Below are 21,696 nucleotides of genomic sequence, written 5' to 3' on the forward strand. Positions count from 1 at the left end.
TCGTCACGCGTGCTCTGCGGTGGAGCCGGTCGAAAGCGCCATGATGGCCTCCTGGCCGATCGGCTTCTCCGCAGATCCAGTCACTTCACCGGCGATGTGCCCTTCCCGCATGACGAGCACGCGATCGGCGATACCGATGATCTCCGGGAGATCGCTGGAGATGACGACGATGGCGATGCCGCTCTGGGCAAGGCCGTCGATGATGCGATAGATTTCCGACTTGGCGCCGACGTCGACGCCCCGGGTCGGCTCATCGAAGATGATGACGCGCGGCTTGGTCTCCAGCAGGCGAGCGATCAACGCCTTCTGCTGATTTCCTCCCGACAGCGCGCCGACATTGATGCTGGTGCTGCGCGTGCGGATGGAGAGCGAGGAGACAGCCTTGTCCGCACGTTTCTTTGCCTCGGCGAAGTTCAGAATGCCCGCCGAATAGGAATCCTCGCCGATCACACCGACATTGATGTTGTCGCTGATCGACATGTCGAGGAACAGGCCCAGGCTCTTGCGGTCTTCCGTCAGATAGGCGATGCCGGCGTCCAGCGCGTCGCGGGGGCCGGAGATCGAGAGCTCCCGCCCATCGAGTATCACGCTGCCCGTCGTTTTCGCATCGGCGCCGAAGATCAGACGGGCAAGTTCCGTGCGGCCCGAGCCGACCAGACCCGCAATCCCCAAAACCTCCCCGGCATGGGCCTCGAAGGAGCACCCGTGAACACGGCGGCCATCGCCGATGTCGTTCACTGAAAGCACGACCTTCATATCACCGTTCGAGGCGCGATGCTCTTTCTTGTAGAAGGAGGAGAGATCGCGGCCGACCATCATGGAAACCAGCTTTGCGGCGGAAAGCTCCTTGCGCTCCAACGTTCCGACATAGGCACTGTCGCGCAGCACGCTGACGCGGTCGGCGAGCTGATAGATCTCCTCCATGCGATGGCTGATATAGATGACGGCGATGCCCTGCGCCTTCAGGTTTGCGATGATCTCGAACAGGCGATCGGTCTCGCGGGTGGTCAGCGACGTCGTCGGCTCATCCATCACGATGATGCGGGCATTGGTCGTCAGCGCCCGGGCGATTTCCACCATCTGGCGCTCGCCGAGCGAAAGGGTCGAGACCTGTTGGCCGGGACCGAAGCTGGTGCCGAACTGCTGCAGGATTGGCGCCGCCCGCTTGCGCATTTCCGCCTTGTCCACGACCCCGAAGCGCGAAGGCTCGGCCCCCAGGAACATGTTCTGCGCCACACTCAGGTTGGGTGCCAGCGAGAGTTCCTGATAGATGACGGCGATGCCGCTTGCCTTCGCCTTGATGGGATCGCCGGTGACGAGATGATGCCCGTCGATCAGGATATCGCCGCCCGGATCGGCCTTGTATGCACCCGACAGCACTTTCATCAACGTCGATTTGCCGGCGCCGTTCTCACCCATCAGCGCATGCACTTCACCTGCATGGACGATAAGGGAGACGTCCGACAACGCCTTGGTGTTGCCGAACGTCTTGCTGATATGGCGCATTTCAAGCACTGGGACGCGGTCCGTGGCAATGGTTGCGGTTGCCGTCATGTTCGAACCTTCCTCGCTGCCTCGTCGGACGAGGCGTCCGTTGGGTGGCGACCGGCTTCCGCCATTTCCCGCCACACCGCGCGATAGTCCTGCAGGTCTGCGATCTCCAGGGGAGCGGCGGTCTCGCAATCATTCGAGAAGGGCTTCAAGCCAAGCCGCTCGAAGGCAAGTGCCGCCGCGCCGAATGCGCTTCCCTCGGCATTGGCGCTCGCCAGCACTTTCTGCCCCGGCCGAAGTGCCGCCAGCAGTCCTGCGAAGATGCCTGTCTTCACCAGGCCGCCATCGATGACGATCGAATTGGCCGACTGGATAAGATCCAGCGAAAGATCGGTCATCAGAGCGACATAAAGAAGAGCAGCCGCAGCGCGCTCTTCACCTTCCACATCCGGCCCGGCGAACCGGCCGCGCGAATTCGGAAACGGGCCACCCGCCGCAAAGGACGGCAAGGCGAATGTCCGTTTGCGGATGACCGATGCAACGGCTTCCGGTGAAATCGGCCTGTTCCAGCCGCCGCTCGCCACGTCATATTCGCGCCCGCCCATAAAGCGGATTGTCGCCGTCGGCTGGTGAGCGACCGAGACGTTGGCAAGCATGTCGCGCTCACGGTCGAGCGCCTGCAGCGGGCAGGCCGAATTGAAGATGATCACCCACGTGCCGGTCGACACTAGCGTGAAATCATCGAAACCCAGCGATCGGTAGTAGTAAAGCGATGCATTGCTGTCGTGGACGCCGTTATGGACGGTCACCATGACCGGCGCGCCATCGGGGCTTGTGGCTTCGTATGCGCCCAGTTCATCCCCGGCACGCGCAAAGTCGGGCATCTTGCCGCGCCAGCCCTGGCGCGTGACGAGGCTGCTGAAATCATCCGCGAGCGGCGCCCATAGATGGGAATGGCACCCGAGATAGGAAACTTCCGACACCTTCTTGCCCGAAAACTTCCAGGACCAGAATTGCGGATAGGCAAGGATGCTGTCGGCCCTGTCTAGAAGCGAGGGATCGCGGTCGTTCAGCCAGAGGATATGGCGCCCATAATTGAAGCCGAGAGGCAAATGCGGACAGAAGGTCTCCGCGAAGTCCGGGATCAGTACATCGATACGGCGAGCGACGTCGACCGGCGGTTCCTGTTCGTAATCAAGGATCGGATGGACAAGTCGATCGCCGTCAGTCAGGGCAAAAGTGCAGCCGTGGCCGGAGAAGATCACGCGATCGACGCGGTGGGTAGCGACTGCCTCACTGAGGCTGTGGCGCATCCATTGGAAGAGATGATCATCGTCGAGAACCCTGAGATCGCCCGACTGGCGCCAGACGGGTTTGGTACGGCTTTCACCAACGATTTCGCCATTTGCGGAGAAGACGAATAGCTTGGAATTCGTCTTGCCGAGGTCGAAGACGGCGATCGCGGGGGAAAGAGCTGTCATTTCGGACCTCCGACGGTGGCGATCATGATGGTGACCCCTGCGTCCTCAAGCATCCTCGCCCCTGCATCCGAGAGCCCGTCATCAATGACAATCGTGCCGATACGCGAAAGCGGCAGAACGACGTTGCGCGGCTGTATCGAGAGTTTGCGACTGTCAGCCAGGAGCACGATCTCGTCTGCGCAGGCGCTGAGTTCGCCGATCGCCTTCGTCAGCAGCGGGTGCGATTCAAGCAGGCCCTCGCTGCTGATGCCTTGCGTACCCAGGAAGAAGCGCGACGCGAAAAAGTTGGGCGGCCCCGCGGACGCATCGTGAATGATCTTTGGCTCTCGATAGAGCTCTCCGCCGGCGAGTGTGAGGTGGCAGGTGCCGTGCTCGCCGAGATAGGCCGCCAGCGGCATCGAATTGGTGTAGATCCGCACATTCCGGCGGGCGAGCTGAATGCCGAGCTGATAGCAGGTCGAACCCGCGTGAACGATGATGGAATCGCCATCGCGAACAAGACCGGCGGCCGTTTCGGCGATCGCGCGTTTTGCTTCGACGGCGATGTCGCGATTCTCGTCATAGGGACGCGCGGAAAGGCGGTTTGCGGCAGCACCGTCCGCTGCGGAAATGCCGCCGTAGACCTTACGGGCTTTGCCAATCTCGTGAAGCTTGTCGATATCGCGACGGATCGTGGCTGCCGAAACGCCCAGGCGCTCCTGCAGATCGCGCACGGAGGCGAATGGCCTCTCGCGCAACAGATCGGTGATGATCCTGTGACGATCCGAGTCGCTCACCAAATACCTCCTCCTCAACGCTCCTCATGCATTGGTGAGCAACTATAATCACAACGATCAAACATCCGCAAGCAGTAAGCATATCAGACTTCATTATTGACGATAGATGATCAAATTCCTACCATTGTCGGGAAAGTTCACTCACGGATGTGTGATCAAGGCATCGCGCAATGGTTGAACTGAAGTTTGGAGGAGAGCACATGTCTTCAGCAGGCAGCTTGCGACGCCCGGAGGGTTTCGGCGATTTCATCGATCTGTCGAAGAGGATCGGAAGCGATATCCTGAAGACTCAGGGCGCGGGAGGAAACACGTCGATCAAACACGCCGACACCATGTGGGTGAAGGCCTCCGGAACCTGGCTCGCCCATGCCGGAGAAAGCGACATCATGGTACCGGTCGCAGTATCGCCGCTGGTGCAGGCACTTCGCCAGGCAGACCCTCGCGCGGAGAAAGCGACGGATTTCGTCATCACGGATCTCAATGAGAGCGGACTGCGCCCATCGATCGAAACCAGCTTTCACGCCGCCCTGCTCAACCCTGTGGTCGCGCATTATCACTGCGTCAACACCATCGCCCTAGCCGTGCTCGAACGGCGACAAGAGCTCCTCGGAGAACGCCTGGCGAAGCTCACCGATCTTCGCTGGGTAACGATCCCGTATCGACGCCCCGGAACGCCGCTTGCCCGCGAAATCGATCTGGTCGCGAGCGAACGACCGGACGTTCTCGTCCTTTTCAACCACGGCATCATCGTCTGCGGCGAAACCACCGGAGAAGTCAGCAAAAGGATCGAGCGGGTGACGGCTGCGCTTACAGTGGCTGCACGCGAAATTCCCGATCCGGACATGGAGGCGCTAACTATGCTGGCGAGCGGCTCCGGCTATCGTCCGGCGACCGATCCTGCCAGCCACAAGACAGCGCTCTGCCCGATCGCCATGGAGATCGCGCTCGGCGGTTCGCTCTATCCTGACCATGTTATTTTCCTGGGCAGGAAATTGGGGCTGTTGGGCGAAGGACAAACCGTTCAAGAGTTGATCGCCGAATACCAGCAGCGCGGCGAAGAGCCGCCTAAAATGGTGATCGTTCCCGGTAAGGGTGTGCTTGTCTCTCAGACGCTGACGCCCGGCGGTGAAGCCATGGTGCGCTGCCTTGCCGAGGTGGTGACACGGATACCTGCAGGCGAGAAGATCGTCTATCTGAACGAAGCCCAGGAACTGGAACTCACCAACTGGGAGGCTGAGCAATATCGTCAGGCGCTCGATCGCAAAGTCGCGGGGCAAGCGTGATGAGTTCGAAGCAACCGGCCATAGCCATCGGAATCGACGTCGGCACATCGGGTGTACGGGCGGCCGCCCTCTCGGCAAGCGGAGACATGATCGCCTTTGCCGCCGCGCCATTCGCCAATTCTTTGGAAACGCGACAGCCCTCCGCATGGTGGCATGGCGTCTGCGAATGCCTGGCGCAATTGGCCGGGCAGACATCGCTTGCCTCGGTCGAGGGCATCGCCGTTGACGGCACGTCGGGTACGGTTCTTTCAGTCGACGCGGACGGCAAGGCTCTGGGCGGGGTCCTCATGTACAACGACCCCTGCCCTGATGAGGATATCGTCCAGAAAATCGCTGCCGTCGCTCCGGCCGACAGCCCGGCGCGCGGCGCCAATTCCGGCCTCGCCCGGGCCATCCACCTCGGACGCGATGCGAAGGCGGTGCATGTGGTCCACCAGGCCGACTGGATCCTCATGCAGCTCGGCCTCGAGACCCCGATCTCGGATGAGAACAATGCCTTGAAGTCCGGCTACGATCTCGAGCACGAAACATGGCCGGAATGGATCGCCAGCGCAGGAATGGATATCGAAAGGCTTCCGGTCGTGACGCGCGCGGGGGCGCGTCTTGCTCCAATGGGTGCAGCCGCCAGTCAATTCGGCCTCCCCTCCACCTGCCGATTCCATGCCGGCACGACGGATGGCTGCGCCTCGTTCCTTGCGACCGGCGCCTCTGACATCGGCGACGGTGTGACCGCACTCGGTTCGACCATCGTGCTGAAACTTGCCTCGGATCAGCCGATCAGCGCTCCGGAATATGGCATTTACGCCCATCGCGTTCTGGGTTTCTGGCTGGTCGGAGGTGCATCCAACAGCGGCGGCGCCGTCATCAAGGCGCTGATCGGCGACGAACGACTAGAGGAATTAACCGGGCGGCTCTACCTCGGCAAGCCGACCCGCCTCGATTACTATCCGCTGCTGAAGCCGGGCGAGCGCTTTCCGATCAACGATCCGGCCTATGCCCCGCGTCTCGAACCACGACCGGCGGATGACGCGATTTTCTTTCAGGCGATCCTCGAAGGCATGACCAACATTGAGCGGCTCGGTTACGAGCGCCTCGAGGCCCTGGGGGCGCCGAAACTGCGCAGCGTGAGGACCGTCGGCGGCGGGGCGCGCAACCCCGTCTGGTCCACGATGCGGCAGAAGGCGCTTGGCGTCGCTATGCCGGCGCCGCGCTCTGCCGAAGCCGCCGTCGGCGCCGCCTCGCTCGTGCTTTCCGCGGGGAGCCTGACGTCATGAGGATCATTCCGACAACGTCCCTCACCGATCTCATCGGTCGATACCAGGTCTTCTTCATCGACCAGTTCGGCGTGCTTCGCGACGACGCCGGCGCTTACGATGGCGCGGCCGCGGCCCTGCGGGCAATGAAAGCCGCAGGCAAAACCGTCGTCATCCTGTCCAACTCCGGCCGCAGCGGCGAATACAACGCCGAACGCTTGGGGCGTCTCGGTTTTGACCGCACGACTTTCGATCATTTCGTCACATCAGGCGATGTGGCCCTTGCTATTCTTTCCGGACCGGATTCTCCAATCCTGCGTGGCGCCCGCTGTTTCACGATCTCGAGCGAGGGCGACACCAATCTGGTGAATCGCCTCGGCCTCGTCGCAGTCGACAAGGCCGCGGACGCCGATGTGGTGATCATAGCGGGCAGCGAAGCCGAGACGGTATCGATGGACGATTATCGCGAAAGCCTGCGACCCGCAGCAGAGCTGGGACGACCCTGCTTCTGCATCAATCCGGACATTCATAAGCTTGCCAACGGTAGGACCGCGCCGGGTGCCGGAAGCATTGCGAAGCTCTATGAGGAACTTGGCGGCAAGGTGACATGGCTCGGCAAGCCCTTTGCGGACATCTATGAACACGCCTTGGCGGTTTCAGGACATCCTGACCGCCGCAATGTCGTCTGTATCGGAGACAGCATCGACCACGATATCCTCGGCGCCAAAAACGCCCGCCTGAACTCGGTTCTGGTCGGCACCGGTATTCTCGCTAAAAAGACGATGGCCGAACGCATGTCGCTGATGGCGGAGGCGACCGCCTGGCCGACCTTCTTCATGCCCCGATTCCGGTCATAAAAGAAAGCATCCCGGGGTCGTTTGCGCTAGGGGCAAAATCCTAGGCAAAGCGGGACGCCGATGGCGAGCCGGAGGCAGAACGAGGCGGGCTAGTCGCATAGCGGAGTATCCTCTCGGCAGCGGAGGGAACCTTGTCGGGCTATCATGCTATGAGAGGAAGCCGGGGTTTCAAACCTGCCGGACGATGCTGCCGATCATATTGACGAGAAGGCGCGCGGCGGTCAGGGACGACAGGCCGTCAATGTCGGCGGGAGGATAGAACTCGACCAGATCGAGTCCTGCGATCCTGGCCCGCCTGCCGAGGTCTGCAATCAGATCGATCACTTGCGTGTAGGTGAGGCCGCCGGGGGTACGCGCCGCCACGCCCGGCATGATACTGGGATCGATGCTGTCGCAGTCGAGGGTGACGACGACCCGCGCTCCTTCCGGAATATGCTGGAGAGCGGCTTCGACGCCATGGGCGTGAATCTCACGAGCGGTGACAAAGCGACTGCCATAGCGTCGCGCCGCTTCGATGTCGGCGATGCGCGCACTGCCGACGCTACGCAGACCGACTTGCACGATCCCGGCGACATGCGGCATCTCGCTCGCCCGGCGCATCGGGCTCGAATAGCCGTAGCGCTCGCCATGCACCTCGTCGCGCCAGTCGATATGGGCATCGATCTGCAGGATCCACACCGGCCCGTGATCGGCAAAGCCGGCGAGAAATGGAATGGTCACGGAACAATCGCCGCCGAGCAGGATCGGTACAGCCGGCAATGCCAGAACCTCGCGCGTCTTCGTCTCGATCCGGGCCCGGTTGCCGGCATTGTCATGCATGGTGGTCGGGAGGTCGCCGGCGTCGACGCAACAGACTGGCTTACCGTCGAACAGCGGGCCGCCGAGATCGAAATCCCAGTGCTCGACGAGTGCGGCATCGTCCTGGCTCGCAGTGCGGATGGCGTCGGCGGCCAAGACATAGCCGCCGCTGTCCTTGCCGGGATAGGTGCTGCCGTGACCGGCTCCGAAGATCACCGCACGGGGCATGCGGCCATCGGCGAGGCGATCGGGAAAGCCGAGAAAGAGAGGCGAGGCGGTCATTTCTTGATGGTCCTGATGATGGTTTAGCTGAAATTACGGTGTCGAGAGTGCAGGGCTCGCAAAAACAGCAAGAGTTGGCGGATCTTGCGTTGGTTTTAGGCCATCTGCCGCTCGCGTGTCAGCAGTGTTTCGGCATATTTGAGGGCACAGCGCTGATTTCCCGCTGAACAACGTTAAGCGAGATCAAAAGTGAGCACAAAAACGGATGATGTGTTGATTTTTAGTGGGTTGCGGATGCCAGTACCGCTATGCCCTACGCGCCAGTCACACTCATGAGCGAAGCTGACGGCACCACATCCATCGGTAGCGCAACGACGTCTGCACCTTCGGCCGCAATACCAATCAGCCGAAGCATCCAAAACGTTTTGGACTTGACTCCCAAAACGTTTTGGAGAATCCTTCTTTCGTCTTCGGGAGGAGGATATGTCCAATCTCAAGCAGCTGGCACAGTCGCTCGGCCTGTCGATAACCACGGTTTCCCGTGCGCTTGACGGTTATTCGGATGTTTCGCCCGCGACCCGCGAACGGGTCCGCGTGGCAGCCGAGGCGACCGGTTACAGACCCAATGCGTCAGCACGCAGGCTTCGAAAGCAGCGCGCCGAGCTTGTCGCCGTGACGTTGCCGAGCGCTCCCGGCCATATCGGTCCGCCCCATTTCCTCGACATGCTGTCCGGCTGCGCCGAACATCTGGCCAGCGCCGGCTTGAACCTCGTCATTGCACCCGTACCGAGAGGCGAAAGCGAACTTGAAATGTGCCGGCGTTTCGTCGACGGTAGGCGTGTCGACGCCATGCTCCTGGTCCGCACCAAACGTCACGACGAGCGTGTCGAGTTTCTACAGGCGCGCGGCGTTCCCTTCGTCACCAACGGCCGTACGGAATCGCCTGTGCCGCACGCCTATCTCGATGGCGACGGCTTCTCCGGCTTCCATGCGGCGACCATGCGGTTCGTCGCCGACGGACATCGCCTGATCGGCCACATAGCGGGTCCGCAGGATTATTATTTTGCCCATGTCCGCCGCAGAGGCTGGCAGAGTGCGCTGGAAGAAAGCGGACTTACCACTGAACTCTGCGTGGAAGGCGCCCCGACTGAACAGGGCGGCTATCTCGCCGCGCTCGAGCTTCTGCGCTGTCCGGTTCGCCCGACGGCACTCGTCTGTGCGACGGATGAAATGGCGATCGGCGCAATGCGCGCTCTACGCGAGATCGATGGCGGGCAGGCGATCAGCATCGTCGGCCACGACGATCTGCCGATCGGCGCCTTCACCAACCCGCCGCTCTCCACGATGCGGATGACTGGCGACAATCTGGGCAGGAGCTTCGCCTCGTTGCTGCTGCGTGCCATTGGCGGTGAAGCGCCGGAACAGCTTCAGGAATTGCATCCCATCGAATTCGTCGACCGCGAGAGCCACCGGCGCGCGGCCGATGCCTGAAATCCAGACAATCAAAAAGGAGGAGAACATGAAACATTTGCTGCCGCTCGGAATATTGGCCTCAACCTTCATCGCCGCCGCCACGCCCACGCTCGCGGACACAGTCTTCGTCTCCACACAGCTGCGCCCCATCGAAGAGGCGACGGTCGTGCGCGAAGAGCTGCTGAAAGACATGCCCGTCGAATATGTCGTCGAGGAGCCGCCTCAGTTTGCCGTCCGCATGGAAGCGGAGCGTCAGGCCGGCAAGCACACCGTCAGCCTGGTCGGTGCATTGCACGGCGAATTGTCGCCGCTTGCCGACAAGGGTTCGCTCGAGCCGCTGGACGATGTCGCAAAGACGCTGGCTTCGAAGGGCATGCCACAATCGCTGCTCGACCTCGGCAAGCTCGGCAAGACGAACCAGCAATATATTCCCTGGATGCAGGCGACCTACGTCATGGCAGCCAAGAAGGATGCGCTCCAATATCTGCCAGAGGGTGCGGATGTGAACAAGCTCACCTATGATCAGCTGATCGAATGGGGCAAGAAAATGCAGGAAGCGACCGGGCAGCCGCAGATCGGCTTTCCGGCGGGACCGAAAGGCCTGATGGCACGCTTCTTCCAGGGCTACTTCTATCCCTCCTTCACCGGCGGTGTTGTCCGTCCCTTCCAGAGCGCCGACGCGGCTGCCGGTTGGGAAAAGCTGAAGGAGCTCTGGGCCGTCGTCAATCCGAACTCGACGAATTATGACTTCATGCAGGAGCCTCTGCTTGCCGGCGAAGTCATGGTCGCCTGGGATCATGTGGCCCGCCTCAAGGAAGCAGTTTCGTCGGCTCCCGACGAATACGTGGTCTTCCCTGCACCCGCGGGCCCGAAGGGCCGCGGCTATATGCCTGTTGTCGCCGGTCTTGCGGTCCCCAAGGGAGCTCCTGACAAGGCAGGCGCGATTGCCGTCATCGAGCATCTGACCACGCCCGATACACAGTTGCTGACAGCTCAGAAGGTCGGCTTCTTTCCGACGCTCGACGCCAAGCTGCCGTCCGACATCGATCCCGGAGTCGGCCTGCTGGCGGCAGCCGTCAACGCGACGCAGACCGCGCCGGATGCACTCATCTCGCTGCTCCCCGTCGGCCTCGGCGACAAAGGTGGCGAGTTCAACAAGGTCTATATGGACAGCTTCCAGCGGATCGTCCTGCAGAACGAGCCGGTTGGCGATGTGCTGAAGGCGCAGGCGGCAACGCTCTCCAAGTTGATGAGCGATACGAAAGCCCCCTGCTGGGCTCCGGACGCAAAGAGCGACGGCGCCTGCCCAGTCGAATAAAGCGCTTCGGACCCGGGCGATCTGCGCCCGGGTCCGCTCCCGCAAAGCAATCGCGAAAGCGAAGCCGATGTCGAACAATCGCCCCTGGATCCCCTATCTGCTGATCTTGCCTTCGGTCGTCTTCCTGGCGCTGCTGTTCATCGTGCCGCTCCTGCAGACGATCTGGCTCTCGGTTTCCGACAATGGCGCCCCCTCGCTTGCCAACGTTCAACGCATGGCGAGCGACCTCAACTTCACACGTTCCGTGCGGAACACCTTTCTGCTGACGATTGCCGTCGTGCCGGTCCAGCTTGCAATCGCGCTGGCCATGGGAAGCATGGTCGCGAAGGTCGCGGCGGGGCGCGAAACTATTCTTTGGATCTGGACCATACCGCTTGGCATTTCGGATCTCGCAGCCGGTCTCGTCTGGCTGTCGATCCTGCAGAACAGCGGCTATCTCAACTCCTTGCTCTACGGCCTCGGCATCATCGAGAGGCAAGCGAGCTGGCTTTCCTACCAGACCCCATTCGCACTCTTCCTCGGCATTGCCGCCGCGGAAATCTGGCGCGGAACGGCGATCGTGATGGTCGTCATCGTCGCCGGCCTCAACCGGGTTCCCAAGGAATATGGCGAGGCGGCCGAGATTTTCGGCGCCGGGCCATGGACGCGCTTCTTCCGCATCACACTTCCGCTCATCCGTCCGGCGCTGCAATCGGCACTCATCCTGCGCACCGTGCTCGCTTTCGAGGTCTTCGCCGTCGTCTACGCGCTGGGCGGGCGCAATTTCCCGGTGCTCGTCGGCGAGGCCTATAGCTGGCAGAACCAGAACCAGAATTATGGTGTCGCCGCCGCCTACGCGGTTCTGATCATGCTGATCTCGCTTGCGGCAACTCTCTTTTATCTCAAGGCCATCAGGGTCGATCCGGAGCGACTGCCATGAAGAAGACTCCGACCGCAAGCTTCGTTTCCTCGCGTCGGATCCTACTGTGGAGCGGAATTGCCGTTCTTTGTGCGTGGGTTCTGGTTCCGATCTATCTGATAGCACTTGGCGCCTTCGGCGGAAGGACCGGCGTCTACCTTTGGCCGAAGACCGGCCTGCCGACCGGTCTCTCTTTCGAAGCCTTCATACTTTTCCTGAGGACTGAGGGCGTCCTTCGTTCCTTCCTGAACTCGCTCGGGGCGGCGGCGATCACCGTCGTCCTTTCCCTCCTGCTGGGAGCGCCAGCGGGCTACGCGCTCGCGCGCTACAATTTCCCCGGCAAGGACTCGTTCCGGCTACTGGTCCTGCTGACGCGTGCCTTTCCGCTGGCGATCCTCGCCTTGCCGTTGACGGTATCCTTCATCCGGCTCGGGCTCTACGACACGGTTACCGGGGTCGGCCTCGTGCACACCGTCCTTGCACTGCCGTTTGCGGCATTGGTGACCCAGGGCATTTTCCTGGGCGTTCCGAGGGAACTCGAGGAAGCCGCCTGGGTCTTCGGCTGCTCGCGCGTCCAGGCCTTCTTCCGTATCGTCGCGCCGCTCGCTCTGCCCGGCATTGCGGCCACCGCCGTCTTCGCCTTCGTCATATCCTGGAATGAGGTCTTTGCCGCATCGGTGCTGACCGTCAGGAACCGGACGCTTACCGCCTATCTGCTGACGGTTCTCGCCGAAAGTCCGATGCATTACCGCTTCGCAGGCGGCCTGCTCCTCATCCTTCCATCCGTGGTCTTCATCTTCGCGGTCAGGCGCTACCTCTTCGCGATCTGGGGCATTTCATCCAAGTAACGGGAACAGTTTCATGGCCAACATCGTCATCGACCGAATCCGAAAGAACTTCGGCGCTTTCCAGGCACTGAAGGAGGTCTCGCTGACTGTCGAGGACGGCGAGTTCGTTTCCCTGCTCGGACCGTCCGGCTGCGGGAAAACGACCCTGTTGCGCATCATCGCGGGCCTCGAAACAGCAAGCGGCGGCGATGTGCGGATCGGCGACCGCTCGGTGGTCGGACTTGCACCGAAGGACCGCGGCCTGGCAATGGTGTTTCAGAACTATGCCGTCTTCCCCCATATGACCGTTTTCGAAAACGTCGCCTTCGGCCTCAGGATGCAGAAGGCGGACGAGACGCGCATCAGGCAGCAGGTCGAAAAGGCATCCGCCCTGCTCCATATCGAGCCCTATCTCGACCGGTATCCGAACAAGCTCTCCGGAGGACAGCGCCAACGCGTCGCCGTCGCCCGGGCGCTCGCCGTCGAGCCGAAGGTGCTGCTGATGGACGAGCCTCTCTCTAATCTCGATGCGCTGCTCCGTCTTGAGATGCGCACGGAATTGAAGACTGTCCTGCAATCCGCCGGCACGACGACCATCTATGTGACGCATGACCAGACCGAGGCGATGGGACTTTCGGACCGGATCGCCGTCATGCATGACGGTCATGTCGAGCAGATCGGACGTCCGGTCGACATCTACAACCATCCCGCGACCCGCTTCGTCGGCGGCTTCATCGGCAATCCGCCGATGAACTTCATCCGCATGCCTGTCCGTGACGGCAAAGTGAACGCAGGCGCCGCACGGTTTACCGTGCCCAACGGAACCGGGCCTGAAATCATCCTCGGGCTGCGCGGTGAGGCCGTCGCGCTTGCGCCGCTGCCGGAAGGCCTTGAGATGCGCGTGCGTGTCGCAGAACCGATGGGCTCGCATCTTCTACTAACGGGAACGATCGAAAACCAGCCGGTCCGCGTCATCCTGCCGGCCGCCGAAAAAGTGGCGAGCGGTGATGTCATCGGCCTGAAACTCGATCCAACCCGCTTGAGCTGGCTCTCCCCCGATAGCGGCAAGGCATACCTTGCCGATGCTGCGTGACGAACACCGGAGTAATGACATGACGAAATATCTTGACGAGGCCAGGGCGATCCTGGCGGCGAACGACCGCGGCGGCTATACGGTACCAACAGACCGTCTTTATCCCTTCCAGTGGAACTGGGACTCCGCTTTTGTCGCCATGGGCTTTGCCGTCTATGATCTGGATCGCGCTTTTCGCGAACTGGAACGCCTGGCGGAGGGCCAATGGGCTGACGGCATGATTCCGCATATCGTCTTCCACCAGCCGAGCGACACCTATTTCCCCGGTCCGGCGGTCTGGCGCACGCGCAACGCCGTCCCGACATCCGGCATAACGCAACCGCCCGTCTTCGCGATGGCTCTTCGCAATGTCTACGATGCGGCGAAAGCTTCCGGATCTCCTGCCTCCGACAGTCGCACGCTCGCACTCTATGAAGCCGCGCTGAAATGGCACCGCTGGTGGTATCGGGCCCGCGATCCCGAGGGCACCGGTCTCGTTGCGCTGCTTCATCCATGGGAAAGCGGCAGTGACAATTCGCCCGCCTGGGACATCGCGCTCGCCCGCGTTCCGACCACCACTGACACACAAGTCGTCCGCAAGGACACGGGTCACGTCAACGCCGACATGCGACCGCGCGACGAAGACTACAGCCGCTTCATTCATCTCGTGGACAGCTATGCGGCCTGCAGCTGGGATCCCGTAAAACAATGGGAGAAAGCCGAGTTCAAGATCGCCGACGTGCAGACGACCGCAATCCTGCTCAAGGCCGGCGAGGATCTGCACTATCTGGCAGGCGTGCTCGGTCGGGCGGATGACGCGGACGAACTTGCAGGACTCAATGCGCGCACGCGCATTGCCCTTCTTGCACAGTGGCGCCCGCAATTCTCGCGCTTCGTATCGCGCGATCTGATTTCCGGCCTCGACGTGGAAGCTGCGACTCAGGCGGGTTTCGTGCCACTGCTGGCGCTCGACCTGGAGAGCTCGCTTGCTGCAGCAGCCGTTGCGGAAATGCGCGCATGGTCGAAGGATCTGAAGGTCGCCTTCCCGACAACGAAGCCGGGCGTGCCCGGTTTCGAGGCAAAGCGCTATTGGCGGGGGCCGGCCTGGGCCATCATCAACTGGCTGCTGATCGACGGACTTCAGCGCAACGGTCAGAAAGCCTTCGCCGAGGAATTGCGCCGCTCAACAATCAACGCGATCGAGGCGGACGGTTTCGCCGAATATTATGACCCCCAGACGGGTGAAGGCTGCGGCGGGCTTGGTTTTTCGTGGACGGCAGCTGCCTACATCGTCTTGAGTGGGAGAACAGCCAAGGGTTCGTGAACCGGGCGATCCTACTTCTTGCGCATCAGATTGACGATGAGCACACCAAGGATAGCCATGCCGCCACCGATGACGCCAATTGCCGTTGGCGTCTCGCCCAACCAGACAAAGCCGATCAGGGTCGCCGTCGGCGGTACGCCATAAAGAAAATTCGCGGCGCGACCGGCGGCCATGCGCTTGAGCGCAACCGCCCAGGTGAGATAGGCGATCACCGTCGAAAATATCACCAGATAGGCAACGCTCCACTTCACCTCGGCCGGCGAGACCACCAGGGCCTGGACCGTTGCAGGCACGGCCGGAAACAGCGGTATCGATCCGATAAGAAGGATCCAAGCAGTTACGGCCAGAGCCGGAAGGCGGCCAAGCAGAGGTTTCTGCAAGACGCTAGCGACCGCCGAGCACAAGGCTGCGCCGAGGATGAAGATGGCATTAGGATCCAGCTGAAAGCCACCATCGGCCGCAGCGGCAATCAGCGCGACGCCGCCGAAGGAGACGGCAGTGCCGATCCAGCCCCATATTCCGAAGCGCTCACCCAGGACGAAAGTCGCAATCAATGCGGTGAAGACCGGCATGGTGTTTATGATGAAGCTCGCCGGTCCGGCCGGCACGGTTTGTTCTCCGGTGTTCAGGAGAACGGCATAGGCCGCGATGAAGAGGACCGCGGCAATGGAGAGGCGGATGAAATCGCGCCTCGCGGGTATCGGCCGCATTGCGAGGAGATAGACGAGCGCAACGAGTCCCGCTGCCACATAGCGTGCGGTTGCCAGTTCGACCGGCGTCAATGACCGAAGGCAAACGCGGATCACCACGAAGGAAGACGCCCAGAAGATGATGGTGATCAGGATCGATGCGAAGGCCACCGGATCGAATACGCGCTTCTGTCTCGCAGTCGTCGTTGCCTCAGCCACCACACTCATCCTTGCCTCCCGGAAACCTCTCTGGCAGGTGAATAGGGTGTCGAAGCGTGCTTGAAAAGCACCGCAATCGATGATCATATGTGCCTATGGTTCACAGCTCGACAACGCTTCCGCCTCTCGACACGCTCGAGACATTTGCACGCGCAGCCCGGCTCGGGTCCTTTTCCGCCGCGGCGGAGGAAAGCGGGCTCACGCACGGCGCCGTATCGCGGCAGGTGTCACGGCTTGAACGCTGGATGGGTGTCCGCCTGTTCGAACGCGAGGCGCGCGGCGTCAGCTTGACGCCTGAAGGAATGCGCTTTTTTGCCCGCGCTGAGGAGGCGCTCGCCCTCCTCGGCGATTCAGGCGAGCGCTGGGCGCCTCGCCGCGGCAAAGCCGTCGTGCGGCTCTCGCTCATACCATCGGTTGCCTCTCTCTGGCTATTTTCGCGCCTGCCGCAGCTCGAAGGAACCGACATCCAGCTTGAACTTATCCTCGAGCATCGGCTGGCGGATTTGGGCGAAGGGACGGATCTCGCCATTCGTTGTGGCAAGGGCCCTTGGGCGGGCGTCCGTGGTATCCAGCTCTGGCAGGAAAAGGCGTTTCCGATTGCAGCACCTGCACTGGCAAAGCGGCTTCAGCAACGCTCGGACGCCCGTTCGCTGCTCGAACTGCCGATCCTGCATGATTCCAATATCGAAGGCTGGCGGCGCTGGCTCGCTCCGGAAGGGGTCGAGTATGTGCCACGAAGCCAGGATCGCCGCTTCGAGGACTACAACGTCGTCATCGACGCTTGCACTCAAGGGCTCGGGATTGCGCTCGCGCGACCGCCGTTGTCGTCGGCCGCGCTCGAAGCAGGCCGCCTTGTGCCCGTTTCAGAACGGACGATCGACTATCATGTGGCCTTTCACCTGATCCGACCTGATGGCGCGCTGCGTGGCCCCGCCGCCGAATTCGCAAAGCGCTTCCTGCGCGAGGCCGGCCACGACGACGCCGCTATCACGACCTTTGTGGCGCCGGGCCGGACGAAGGGATGAGCCTCCGGAAAAAATAACAGAATTCTTACTCTGCGATCCGACCTGATGCTGTCTTGGGATTCAGCGGGGGGACGTAGGCAATCAGCGGCGCGACGATCGAAGCGCAGCCGGAACGACGCTACAGCTTTGCTCGAACTCGTCGCGTGGAATGCCGTTACCTACGTCACCACGACCGAAGCCGTTATCCCCGCTGCCGGCAGCATCGACATATCAGCCCTAGCCCTTGCCGCCGGAACTCAAGGCAATCCTGAGATCGGAGCCCAGCTTAGGACCATCGAGCCACTTCCCGCATTAAACTAAATTATAACCTCCTAAGTTTTTGCCGGTGGCAATGACGAGGAAACGCCAGCGGATTGTCGGCTGCGACCATCGGCGATGACAACGATGATCAGCACGCCTCCGGACTTCGATGGTTCAGCTTTTCATGGAGACACTGAACCGCTCTATCTTTTTGTTTTTATGTAATTCCGGACGGAAAACCGCTTCACACTTTTCCTGGAATTGCTTTAGACGCGCACCCAGGGCGGGAGCCAGTCGCCGTGAGTGGCGCGCAAATCGTCCACCAGCGACCAGATCTGATCGAGGTCGAGCTCCGCTGCCGTATGCGGGTCCATCATCGCCGCATGGTAGATGTGCTCGGGATTTTCCGTCATCAGCGCCTGAACGGTCAGTTCCTGGACGTTCACGTTGGTACGGATCAGGGCCGTCAGCTGCGGCGGCAGGTCGCCGATGAAAGTCGGCTGAATACCCGAAGCATCAACCAGGCAGGGGACTTCCGCCGCGCAATTCGAGGGTAGCGACGTGATGCAGCCATTGTTGCGCACATTGCCGTAGATCACCGAAGGCTCACCTGTCCAGACCGAATTGATAATCGAAGAAGCGTATTCCTTCGATTGCGTGACTTCGATCCTGTCGGCTGAGCGGTAGGTTTCCGCCTGCCCTTTCCAGCGCTCGATCTGCTCGATGCAGCGCTTCGGATATTCGTCGAGGGGAATGCCGAACTTTTCGATCAGATCCTCGCGGCCGTCCTTTATGAAATAAGGCGTATATTCGGCGAAATGCTCGGAACTCTCGGTCACGAAATAGCCGAGCCGCGTCAGCATTTCGTAGCGCACCTTGTTCGGGCAGCGCGGATTCCAGCCGGGCTTCGGCGCCCGCCCCTCGCGATAGGCCCGGACGAGGTCCGGATAGAGATCGCGATAGGAGCCGTCCGGCTGACGATGCTCGAATTTCAGGTAGAAGGCCATGTGGTTGATACCGGCGGAGCGGTAGCGGATTTCCTCATAGGGGATGTCGAGATCGCGCGCCAACTCCATCGCCGTGCCCTGGACCGAATGGCAGAGGCCTACCTGCCTGATGGCAGGATATTTCTCGGCGATTGCCCAGGTATTGATCGCCATCGGGTTTACATATTGCAGCATGATCGCTTCCGGGCAGACGGCGAGCATGTCTTCGCAAATCTTCCACAGATGCGGCACAGTGCGCAGCCCGCGCATGATGCCTCCGACACCGAGCGTGTCGGCAATCGTCTGGCGCAGGCCGTATTTCTTTGGCACTTCGAAATCGGTCACCGTGCAGGGCTCGTAGCCGCCGATCTGGAAGGCGACCACGACGAAATCAGCGCCTGCCAGCGCAGCACGCTGGTTCGAATAGGTCTCGGCCTTCGCTGTCACCCCAAGCGTCGATATGAGCTTGTTGACGACAATGGCGCTTTCCTCGAGCCGCTGCGGATTGATGTCCATCAGTGCGATCGTCGCGCCTGATAGCGCCGGGCGCTGCAGCACGTCGCCGACGATGTTCTTCATGAAGACGGTGGAGCCAGCTCCGATAAAAGCTATTTTTGGATTTCTTGCCATTAAAACCTCCGGCATACGGCAATCATGCGACCTCGAAAGCGGCCCTGACGAGCCGCTCCGTGTACGCGGTCTTGGGATGGGATAGAACTTCGTCGACAGGCCCCTGCTCCATGATCTTGCCGTGCTGCATGACGATGACGCGATGGCACAGGGCACGCACGACCTTGAGGTCGTGCGAGATGAACAGGTAACTGAGGCCGCGCTCGTTCTGCAGCTTGCGCAGCAGTTCGATGATCTGCGCCTGAACGGACAGATCGAGGGCCGAGGTCGGCTCGTCGAGAAGGATGAATTCCGGCTCGAGCGCTATGGCACGCGCGATCGCGATGCGCTGGCGCTGGCCGCCCGAAAATTCGTGCGGAAACCGTGAAAGGATATTGCCGGGCATGCCGGCTGCGACCAGGGCCTCCCTGACCCTGTCGATGCGCTCCGCCCTGGTGGCGCCGAGTTTGTTGACGATCAGTCCTTCCTCGATGATCTGGCCGATCGTCATGCGCGGGTTGAGCGAGGAGAAGGGATCCTGGAAGACGACCTGCATGCGCGAACGCAGAGGCCGCATTTCTGCGCGCGAACTCTCGTGGATCGGCTGTCGGTCGAAGTGGATTTCGCCGCCGTCGATCGCGTTCAACCGAAGCAGGGCCTGGCCGAAGGTCGTCTTGCCCGAACCGGACTCGCCGACGAGACCGAGGGTCTCGTGACGTCGAAGCGTCAGGTCGAGCCCATCGACGGCGACGAGCTCCTTGAGCTCAGGCTTCAGGAAGGTGCCGTGGCGGAGCATGAAGGAAACGCGCACGCCCTTCGCATCCAGGATGATGTCGGAACCTTCCGGCGGGGGGTTGGCCTGTCCTCGCGGCTCGGAGGCAAGCAGATGCTTCGTATAGGGATGCTGCGGGTTGGCGAAGAGCCTTTCCGTGATGTTGTGCTCCCTCATCTCGCCATGTTGCATGACGTAGACGTAATCGGAAAATTGCCGCACCACCGTCAGATCATGGGTGATGAGAATCACCGCCATGCGCAACTGCTTCTGAAGATTGCGGATAAGGTTCAGGATCTGTGCCTGCACCGTGACATCGAGCGCGGTCGTCGGTTCGTCGGCGATCAGCACATCCGGATCGTTGGCCAGCGCCATGGCGATCATGACGCGCTGGCGCTGGCCGCCCGAAAGTTGATGCGGATATTGCCTGAGCCGCGCCGCCGGATCGGGGATCTGGACCTGTTCCAGCAGCTCGCGGGCCCGCCTCTCCGCGTCCCGCCTGCTCACTCTCCGATGGACACGGATCGCTTCGACGATCTGGCTGCCGATCGTGTAGATCGGGTTCAGCGAGCTCATCGGCTCCTGGAAGATCATGGATATGCGGTCGCCGCGCAGCCTGCGGCGGGCACGCTCGGAGAATTTGAGAATATTCGTCCCGTCATAGGCCACGCTGGATCTCGGCGAGACGACGGCACGCTTGGACAATAGACCCATAACCGTGCGGGCCGTCACCGATTTGCCAGAACCGGACTCGCCGACAATCGCAATCGTCTCGCCGCGATAGAGTTGAAAGGAGACGTCCCTGACTGCCTCTACCATGCCGTCCTCGACCTTGAAATTCACGGCGATATTGCGAGCGTCGATGATCGGGCTTTCCGAGCGGCCGTCGTGGTCATGGCGGACAGGCGGTGCGAAAGAACTGACAAGAGCAAGAGCCATCTTCGTCACCTCAATAGGGATCAACTGCGTCGCGCAGGCCGTCGCCAAGCGCATTGAAGGCGAAGACGGTCACAAGCACGAAGCCGACGGGAGCAAGAATCCAGGGATAGGTGCCGATAACAGAGTAATTCGCCGTATCCTGCAGCATCAGCCCCCACGAAATCAGCGGCGGCTTCACGGCAAAACCCAGAAAGCCGAGAAAGGATTCGAGCAGCACGACGCTTGGAATATGCAGGGTCACGGACACGATGACGTGGCTCATCACATTCGGGAAAATGTGCTGGAAGATGATACGCCGGTCGGTCGCACCAACGGCCATCGCCGCGCGCACATAATCTATGCGGGCGAGCGCCAATGTCTTGCCGCGAACCTCCCGCGACATCTGCGCCCAGCCAAGCGCCGACATGACGATGATGACAAAGGCGAGGAAGACGTTCGTGGGAGCCGTGACCGGAATGAGCGATGTCAGCGCCAGGTAAAGCGGCAACTGCGGAAAGGCGAGCACGAGCTCGACGAAGCGTTGAACCCAGACATCGAAGGTTCCACCGAAATAGCCCGAGACCATGCCGACTGTCGTGCCGACGAGCGTGACAATGAAGACGACGGTGAGCGCGATCATCAACGAAATCCGGGAGCCGATGATAGCGCGCGAGAGGACGTCGCGGCCGAATTTGTCCGTGCCCAGCAAATGCACCGGCGCGCCGTCCGTCGAACCGAAGAAATGCCGGTTGGCGGGAATAAAGCCGAGAAGCTTGTATTCTGCCCCTTTCACGAAGAACCCGAGATAGCGCGGATTGTCGTAATCCGGGCCAACAACCGGTTGGAAGGTGACGGGATCCAGCTCCTCAGAATCGGCGAGCGCATAGACGCGCGGCCGGAAGACGAAATTGCCGTCCTTGTCGCGGAAGCTTATGACCTGCGGTGGCGCGAAGCCGACATCGGTTGCCTTGGGATCCATCGGCGCAAAGAAATCGGCGAAGATCGCCATGACTATCAAAAGCACAACGAGCACCAGGCCCATCATGCCGGTCCAAGATCGCTTCAGACGGCGCCAGACGAGAGCGATATAGCTCTCATTGCCGCGGGAGGGCTTCTTGACGGTCTCTTGGTGCGGCGACGATGGGGAGGAATCGAAGGCAAGCAT

General features: G+C 61.3%; 18 protein-coding genes. 10 read left to right on the forward strand and 8 right to left on the reverse strand.

Translation table 11 applies throughout. The annotated features are described in order from the left end of the window. Window positions 1-3: 3 nt before the first annotated feature. From AAE029_RS13520 to AAE029_RS13530, 3 genes are read right to left on the reverse strand one after another with little or no spacing between them, the layout of a single operon-like run. Window positions 4-1,554 carry a sugar ABC transporter ATP-binding protein gene (locus AAE029_RS13520; protein ID WP_371073367.1) on the reverse strand — a complete coding sequence of 517 codons (1,551 nt, stop codon included), beginning with the start codon at window positions 1,552-1,554 and terminating at the stop codon, window positions 4-6. Next, a complete protein-coding gene (locus AAE029_RS13525) occupies window positions 1,551-2,972 on the reverse strand; it encodes an FGGY-family carbohydrate kinase (RefSeq protein ID WP_371073368.1) in 1,422 nt (473 codons plus the stop codon). Before AAE029_RS13525 ends, AAE029_RS13520 begins: the two co-directional genes overlap by 4 nt. Then, complete coding sequence (locus AAE029_RS13530) at window positions 2,969-3,748, reverse strand: DeoR/GlpR family DNA-binding transcription regulator (protein WP_371073369.1); 780 nt, start codon at window positions 3,746-3,748, stop codon at window positions 2,969-2,971. The genes AAE029_RS13525 and AAE029_RS13530 overlap by 4 nt, the downstream gene beginning before the upstream one ends. A gap of 200 nt (window positions 3,749-3,948) precedes the next feature. Here AAE029_RS13530 and AAE029_RS13535 point away from each other — a divergent pair, with 200 nt between their 5' ends. The 3 genes from AAE029_RS13535 to AAE029_RS13545 are packed head-to-tail and all read left to right on the forward strand — an operon-like array spanning window position 3,949 to window position 7,141. Beyond that, window positions 3,949-5,031 (forward strand): class II aldolase/adducin family protein, encoded by a 1,083-nt coding sequence (locus AAE029_RS13535; RefSeq protein ID WP_371073370.1) that lies wholly within the window; start codon window positions 3,949-3,951, stop codon window positions 5,029-5,031. Beyond that, window positions 5,031-6,305: an FGGY-family carbohydrate kinase gene (locus AAE029_RS13540; protein WP_371073371.1), complete on the forward strand. Its 1,275-nt coding sequence runs from the start codon at window positions 5,031-5,033 to the stop codon at window positions 6,303-6,305. Before AAE029_RS13535 ends, AAE029_RS13540 begins: the two co-directional genes overlap by 1 nt. After that, window positions 6,302-7,141 carry a TIGR01459 family HAD-type hydrolase gene (locus tag AAE029_RS13545; protein WP_371073372.1) on the forward strand — a complete coding sequence of 280 codons (840 nt, stop codon included), beginning with the start codon at window positions 6,302-6,304 and terminating at the stop codon, window positions 7,139-7,141. The genes AAE029_RS13540 and AAE029_RS13545 overlap by 4 nt, the downstream gene beginning before the upstream one ends. Before the next feature lie 168 nt (window positions 7,142-7,309). Here the strand turns inward: AAE029_RS13545 and AAE029_RS13550 are convergent, their stop codons facing one another. Beyond that, window positions 7,310-8,221, reverse strand: coding sequence for an agmatinase (locus AAE029_RS13550; RefSeq protein ID WP_371073373.1), 912 nt, complete (start codon window positions 8,219-8,221; stop codon window positions 7,310-7,312). A 423-nt stretch (window positions 8,222-8,644) separates the two neighbouring features. On the opposite strand from AAE029_RS13550, the gene AAE029_RS13555 reads away from it, so the two are divergent. The 6 genes from AAE029_RS13555 to AAE029_RS13580 all read left to right on the forward strand — a co-directional run bounded on the left by AAE029_RS13555 (window position 8,645) and on the right by AAE029_RS13580 (window position 15,073). Continuing rightward, complete coding sequence (locus AAE029_RS13555) at window positions 8,645-9,652, forward strand: substrate-binding domain-containing protein (protein WP_371073374.1); 1,008 nt, start codon at window positions 8,645-8,647, stop codon at window positions 9,650-9,652. 28 nt (window positions 9,653-9,680) lie between these two features. Beyond that, window positions 9,681-10,952 carry an ABC transporter substrate-binding protein gene (locus AAE029_RS13560; RefSeq protein ID WP_371073375.1) on the forward strand — a complete coding sequence of 424 codons (1,272 nt, stop codon included), beginning with the start codon at window positions 9,681-9,683 and terminating at the stop codon, window positions 10,950-10,952. Between the two features lie 67 nt (window positions 10,953-11,019). After that, window positions 11,020-11,871 (forward strand): carbohydrate ABC transporter permease, encoded by an 852-nt coding sequence (locus AAE029_RS13565; RefSeq protein WP_371073376.1) that lies wholly within the window; start codon window positions 11,020-11,022, stop codon window positions 11,869-11,871. Then, the gene (locus AAE029_RS13570; protein ID WP_371073377.1) at window positions 11,868-12,698 is read left to right on the forward strand and encodes a carbohydrate ABC transporter permease; all 831 of its coding nucleotides are present in this window, start codon (window positions 11,868-11,870) and stop codon (window positions 12,696-12,698) included. The genes AAE029_RS13565 and AAE029_RS13570 overlap by 4 nt, the downstream gene beginning before the upstream one ends. A 13-nt stretch (window positions 12,699-12,711) precedes the next feature. Continuing rightward, window positions 12,712-13,770 carry an ABC transporter ATP-binding protein gene (locus tag AAE029_RS13575; RefSeq protein WP_371073378.1) on the forward strand — a complete coding sequence of 353 codons (1,059 nt, stop codon included), beginning with the start codon at window positions 12,712-12,714 and terminating at the stop codon, window positions 13,768-13,770. A 19-nt stretch (window positions 13,771-13,789) separates the two neighbouring features. After that, on the forward strand, window positions 13,790-15,073 hold the full coding sequence (locus tag AAE029_RS13580; RefSeq protein WP_371073379.1) for a neutral trehalase: 1,284 nt from the start codon (window positions 13,790-13,792) through the stop codon (window positions 15,071-15,073). Window positions 15,074-15,084: 11 nt separating this feature from the next. Here the strand turns inward: AAE029_RS13580 and AAE029_RS13585 are convergent, their stop codons facing one another. Continuing rightward, window positions 15,085-15,990 (reverse strand): DMT family transporter, encoded by a 906-nt coding sequence (locus AAE029_RS13585; RefSeq protein ID WP_371073380.1) that lies wholly within the window; start codon window positions 15,988-15,990, stop codon window positions 15,085-15,087. Between the two features lie 86 nt (window positions 15,991-16,076). Here AAE029_RS13585 and AAE029_RS13590 point away from each other — a divergent pair, with 86 nt between their 5' ends. Then, on the forward strand, window positions 16,077-17,006 hold the full coding sequence (locus tag AAE029_RS13590; protein WP_371073517.1) for a LysR family transcriptional regulator: 930 nt from the start codon (window positions 16,077-16,079) through the stop codon (window positions 17,004-17,006). A 506-nt stretch (window positions 17,007-17,512) separates the two neighbouring features. On the opposite strand, the gene AAE029_RS13595 is transcribed toward AAE029_RS13590, so the two are convergent. From AAE029_RS13595 to AAE029_RS13605, 3 genes are read right to left on the reverse strand one after another with little or no spacing between them, the layout of a single operon-like run. Continuing rightward, complete coding sequence (locus AAE029_RS13595; protein ID WP_371073381.1) at window positions 17,513-18,862, reverse strand: alpha-glucosidase/alpha-galactosidase; 1,350 nt, start codon at window positions 18,860-18,862, stop codon at window positions 17,513-17,515. 22 nt (window positions 18,863-18,884) lie between these two features. After that, complete coding sequence (locus AAE029_RS13600) at window positions 18,885-20,552, reverse strand: ABC transporter ATP-binding protein (RefSeq protein ID WP_371073382.1); 1,668 nt, start codon at window positions 20,550-20,552, stop codon at window positions 18,885-18,887. Window positions 20,553-20,562: 10 nt separating this feature from the next. After that, window positions 20,563-21,696 carry an ABC transporter permease gene (locus AAE029_RS13605; protein WP_371073383.1) on the reverse strand — a complete coding sequence of 378 codons (1,134 nt, stop codon included), beginning with the start codon at window positions 21,694-21,696 and terminating at the stop codon, window positions 20,563-20,565.

Source organism: Sinorhizobium sp. CB7, assembly GCF_041357635.1.
GTDB lineage: Bacteria > Pseudomonadota > Alphaproteobacteria > Rhizobiales > Rhizobiaceae > Rhizobium.

Coding starts and splice junctions, on each gene's coding strand:
- AAE029_RS13535 (WP_371073370.1), top strand. CDS start 3,949: ATGTCTTCAGCAGGCAGCTTGCGACGCCCGGAGGGTTTCGGCGATTTC.
- AAE029_RS13575 (WP_371073378.1), top strand. CDS start 12,712: ATGGCCAACATCGTCATCGACCGAATCCGAAAGAACTTCGGCGCTTTC.
- AAE029_RS13550 (WP_371073373.1), bottom strand. CDS start 8,221: ATGACCGCCTCGCCTCTCTTTCTCGGCTTTCCCGATCGCCTCGCCGAT.
- AAE029_RS13525 (WP_371073368.1), bottom strand. CDS start 2,972: ATGACAGCTCTTTCCCCCGCGATCGCCGTCTTCGACCTCGGCAAGACG.
- AAE029_RS13570 (WP_371073377.1), top strand. CDS start 11,868: ATGAAGAAGACTCCGACCGCAAGCTTCGTTTCCTCGCGTCGGATCCTA.
- AAE029_RS13560 (WP_371073375.1), top strand. CDS start 9,681: ATGAAACATTTGCTGCCGCTCGGAATATTGGCCTCAACCTTCATCGCC.
- AAE029_RS13520 (WP_371073367.1), bottom strand. CDS start 1,554: ATGACGGCAACCGCAACCATTGCCACGGACCGCGTCCCAGTGCTTGAA.
- AAE029_RS13545 (WP_371073372.1), top strand. CDS start 6,302: ATGAGGATCATTCCGACAACGTCCCTCACCGATCTCATCGGTCGATAC.
- AAE029_RS13605 (WP_371073383.1), bottom strand. CDS start 21,696: ATGCTTGCCTTCGATTCCTCCCCATCGTCGCCGCACCAAGAGACCGTC.
- AAE029_RS13555 (WP_371073374.1), top strand. CDS start 8,645: ATGTCCAATCTCAAGCAGCTGGCACAGTCGCTCGGCCTGTCGATAACC.
- AAE029_RS13585 (WP_371073380.1), bottom strand. CDS start 15,990: ATGAGTGTGGTGGCTGAGGCAACGACGACTGCGAGACAGAAGCGCGTA.
- AAE029_RS13565 (WP_371073376.1), top strand. CDS start 11,020: ATGTCGAACAATCGCCCCTGGATCCCCTATCTGCTGATCTTGCCTTCG.
- AAE029_RS13540 (WP_371073371.1), top strand. CDS start 5,031: ATGAGTTCGAAGCAACCGGCCATAGCCATCGGAATCGACGTCGGCACA.
- AAE029_RS13590 (WP_371073517.1), top strand. CDS start 16,077: ATGGTTCACAGCTCGACAACGCTTCCGCCTCTCGACACGCTCGAGACA.
- AAE029_RS13580 (WP_371073379.1), top strand. CDS start 13,790: ATGACGAAATATCTTGACGAGGCCAGGGCGATCCTGGCGGCGAACGAC.
- AAE029_RS13595 (WP_371073381.1), bottom strand. CDS start 18,862: ATGGCAAGAAATCCAAAAATAGCTTTTATCGGAGCTGGCTCCACCGTC.
- AAE029_RS13600 (WP_371073382.1), bottom strand. CDS start 20,552: ATGGCTCTTGCTCTTGTCAGTTCTTTCGCACCGCCTGTCCGCCATGAC.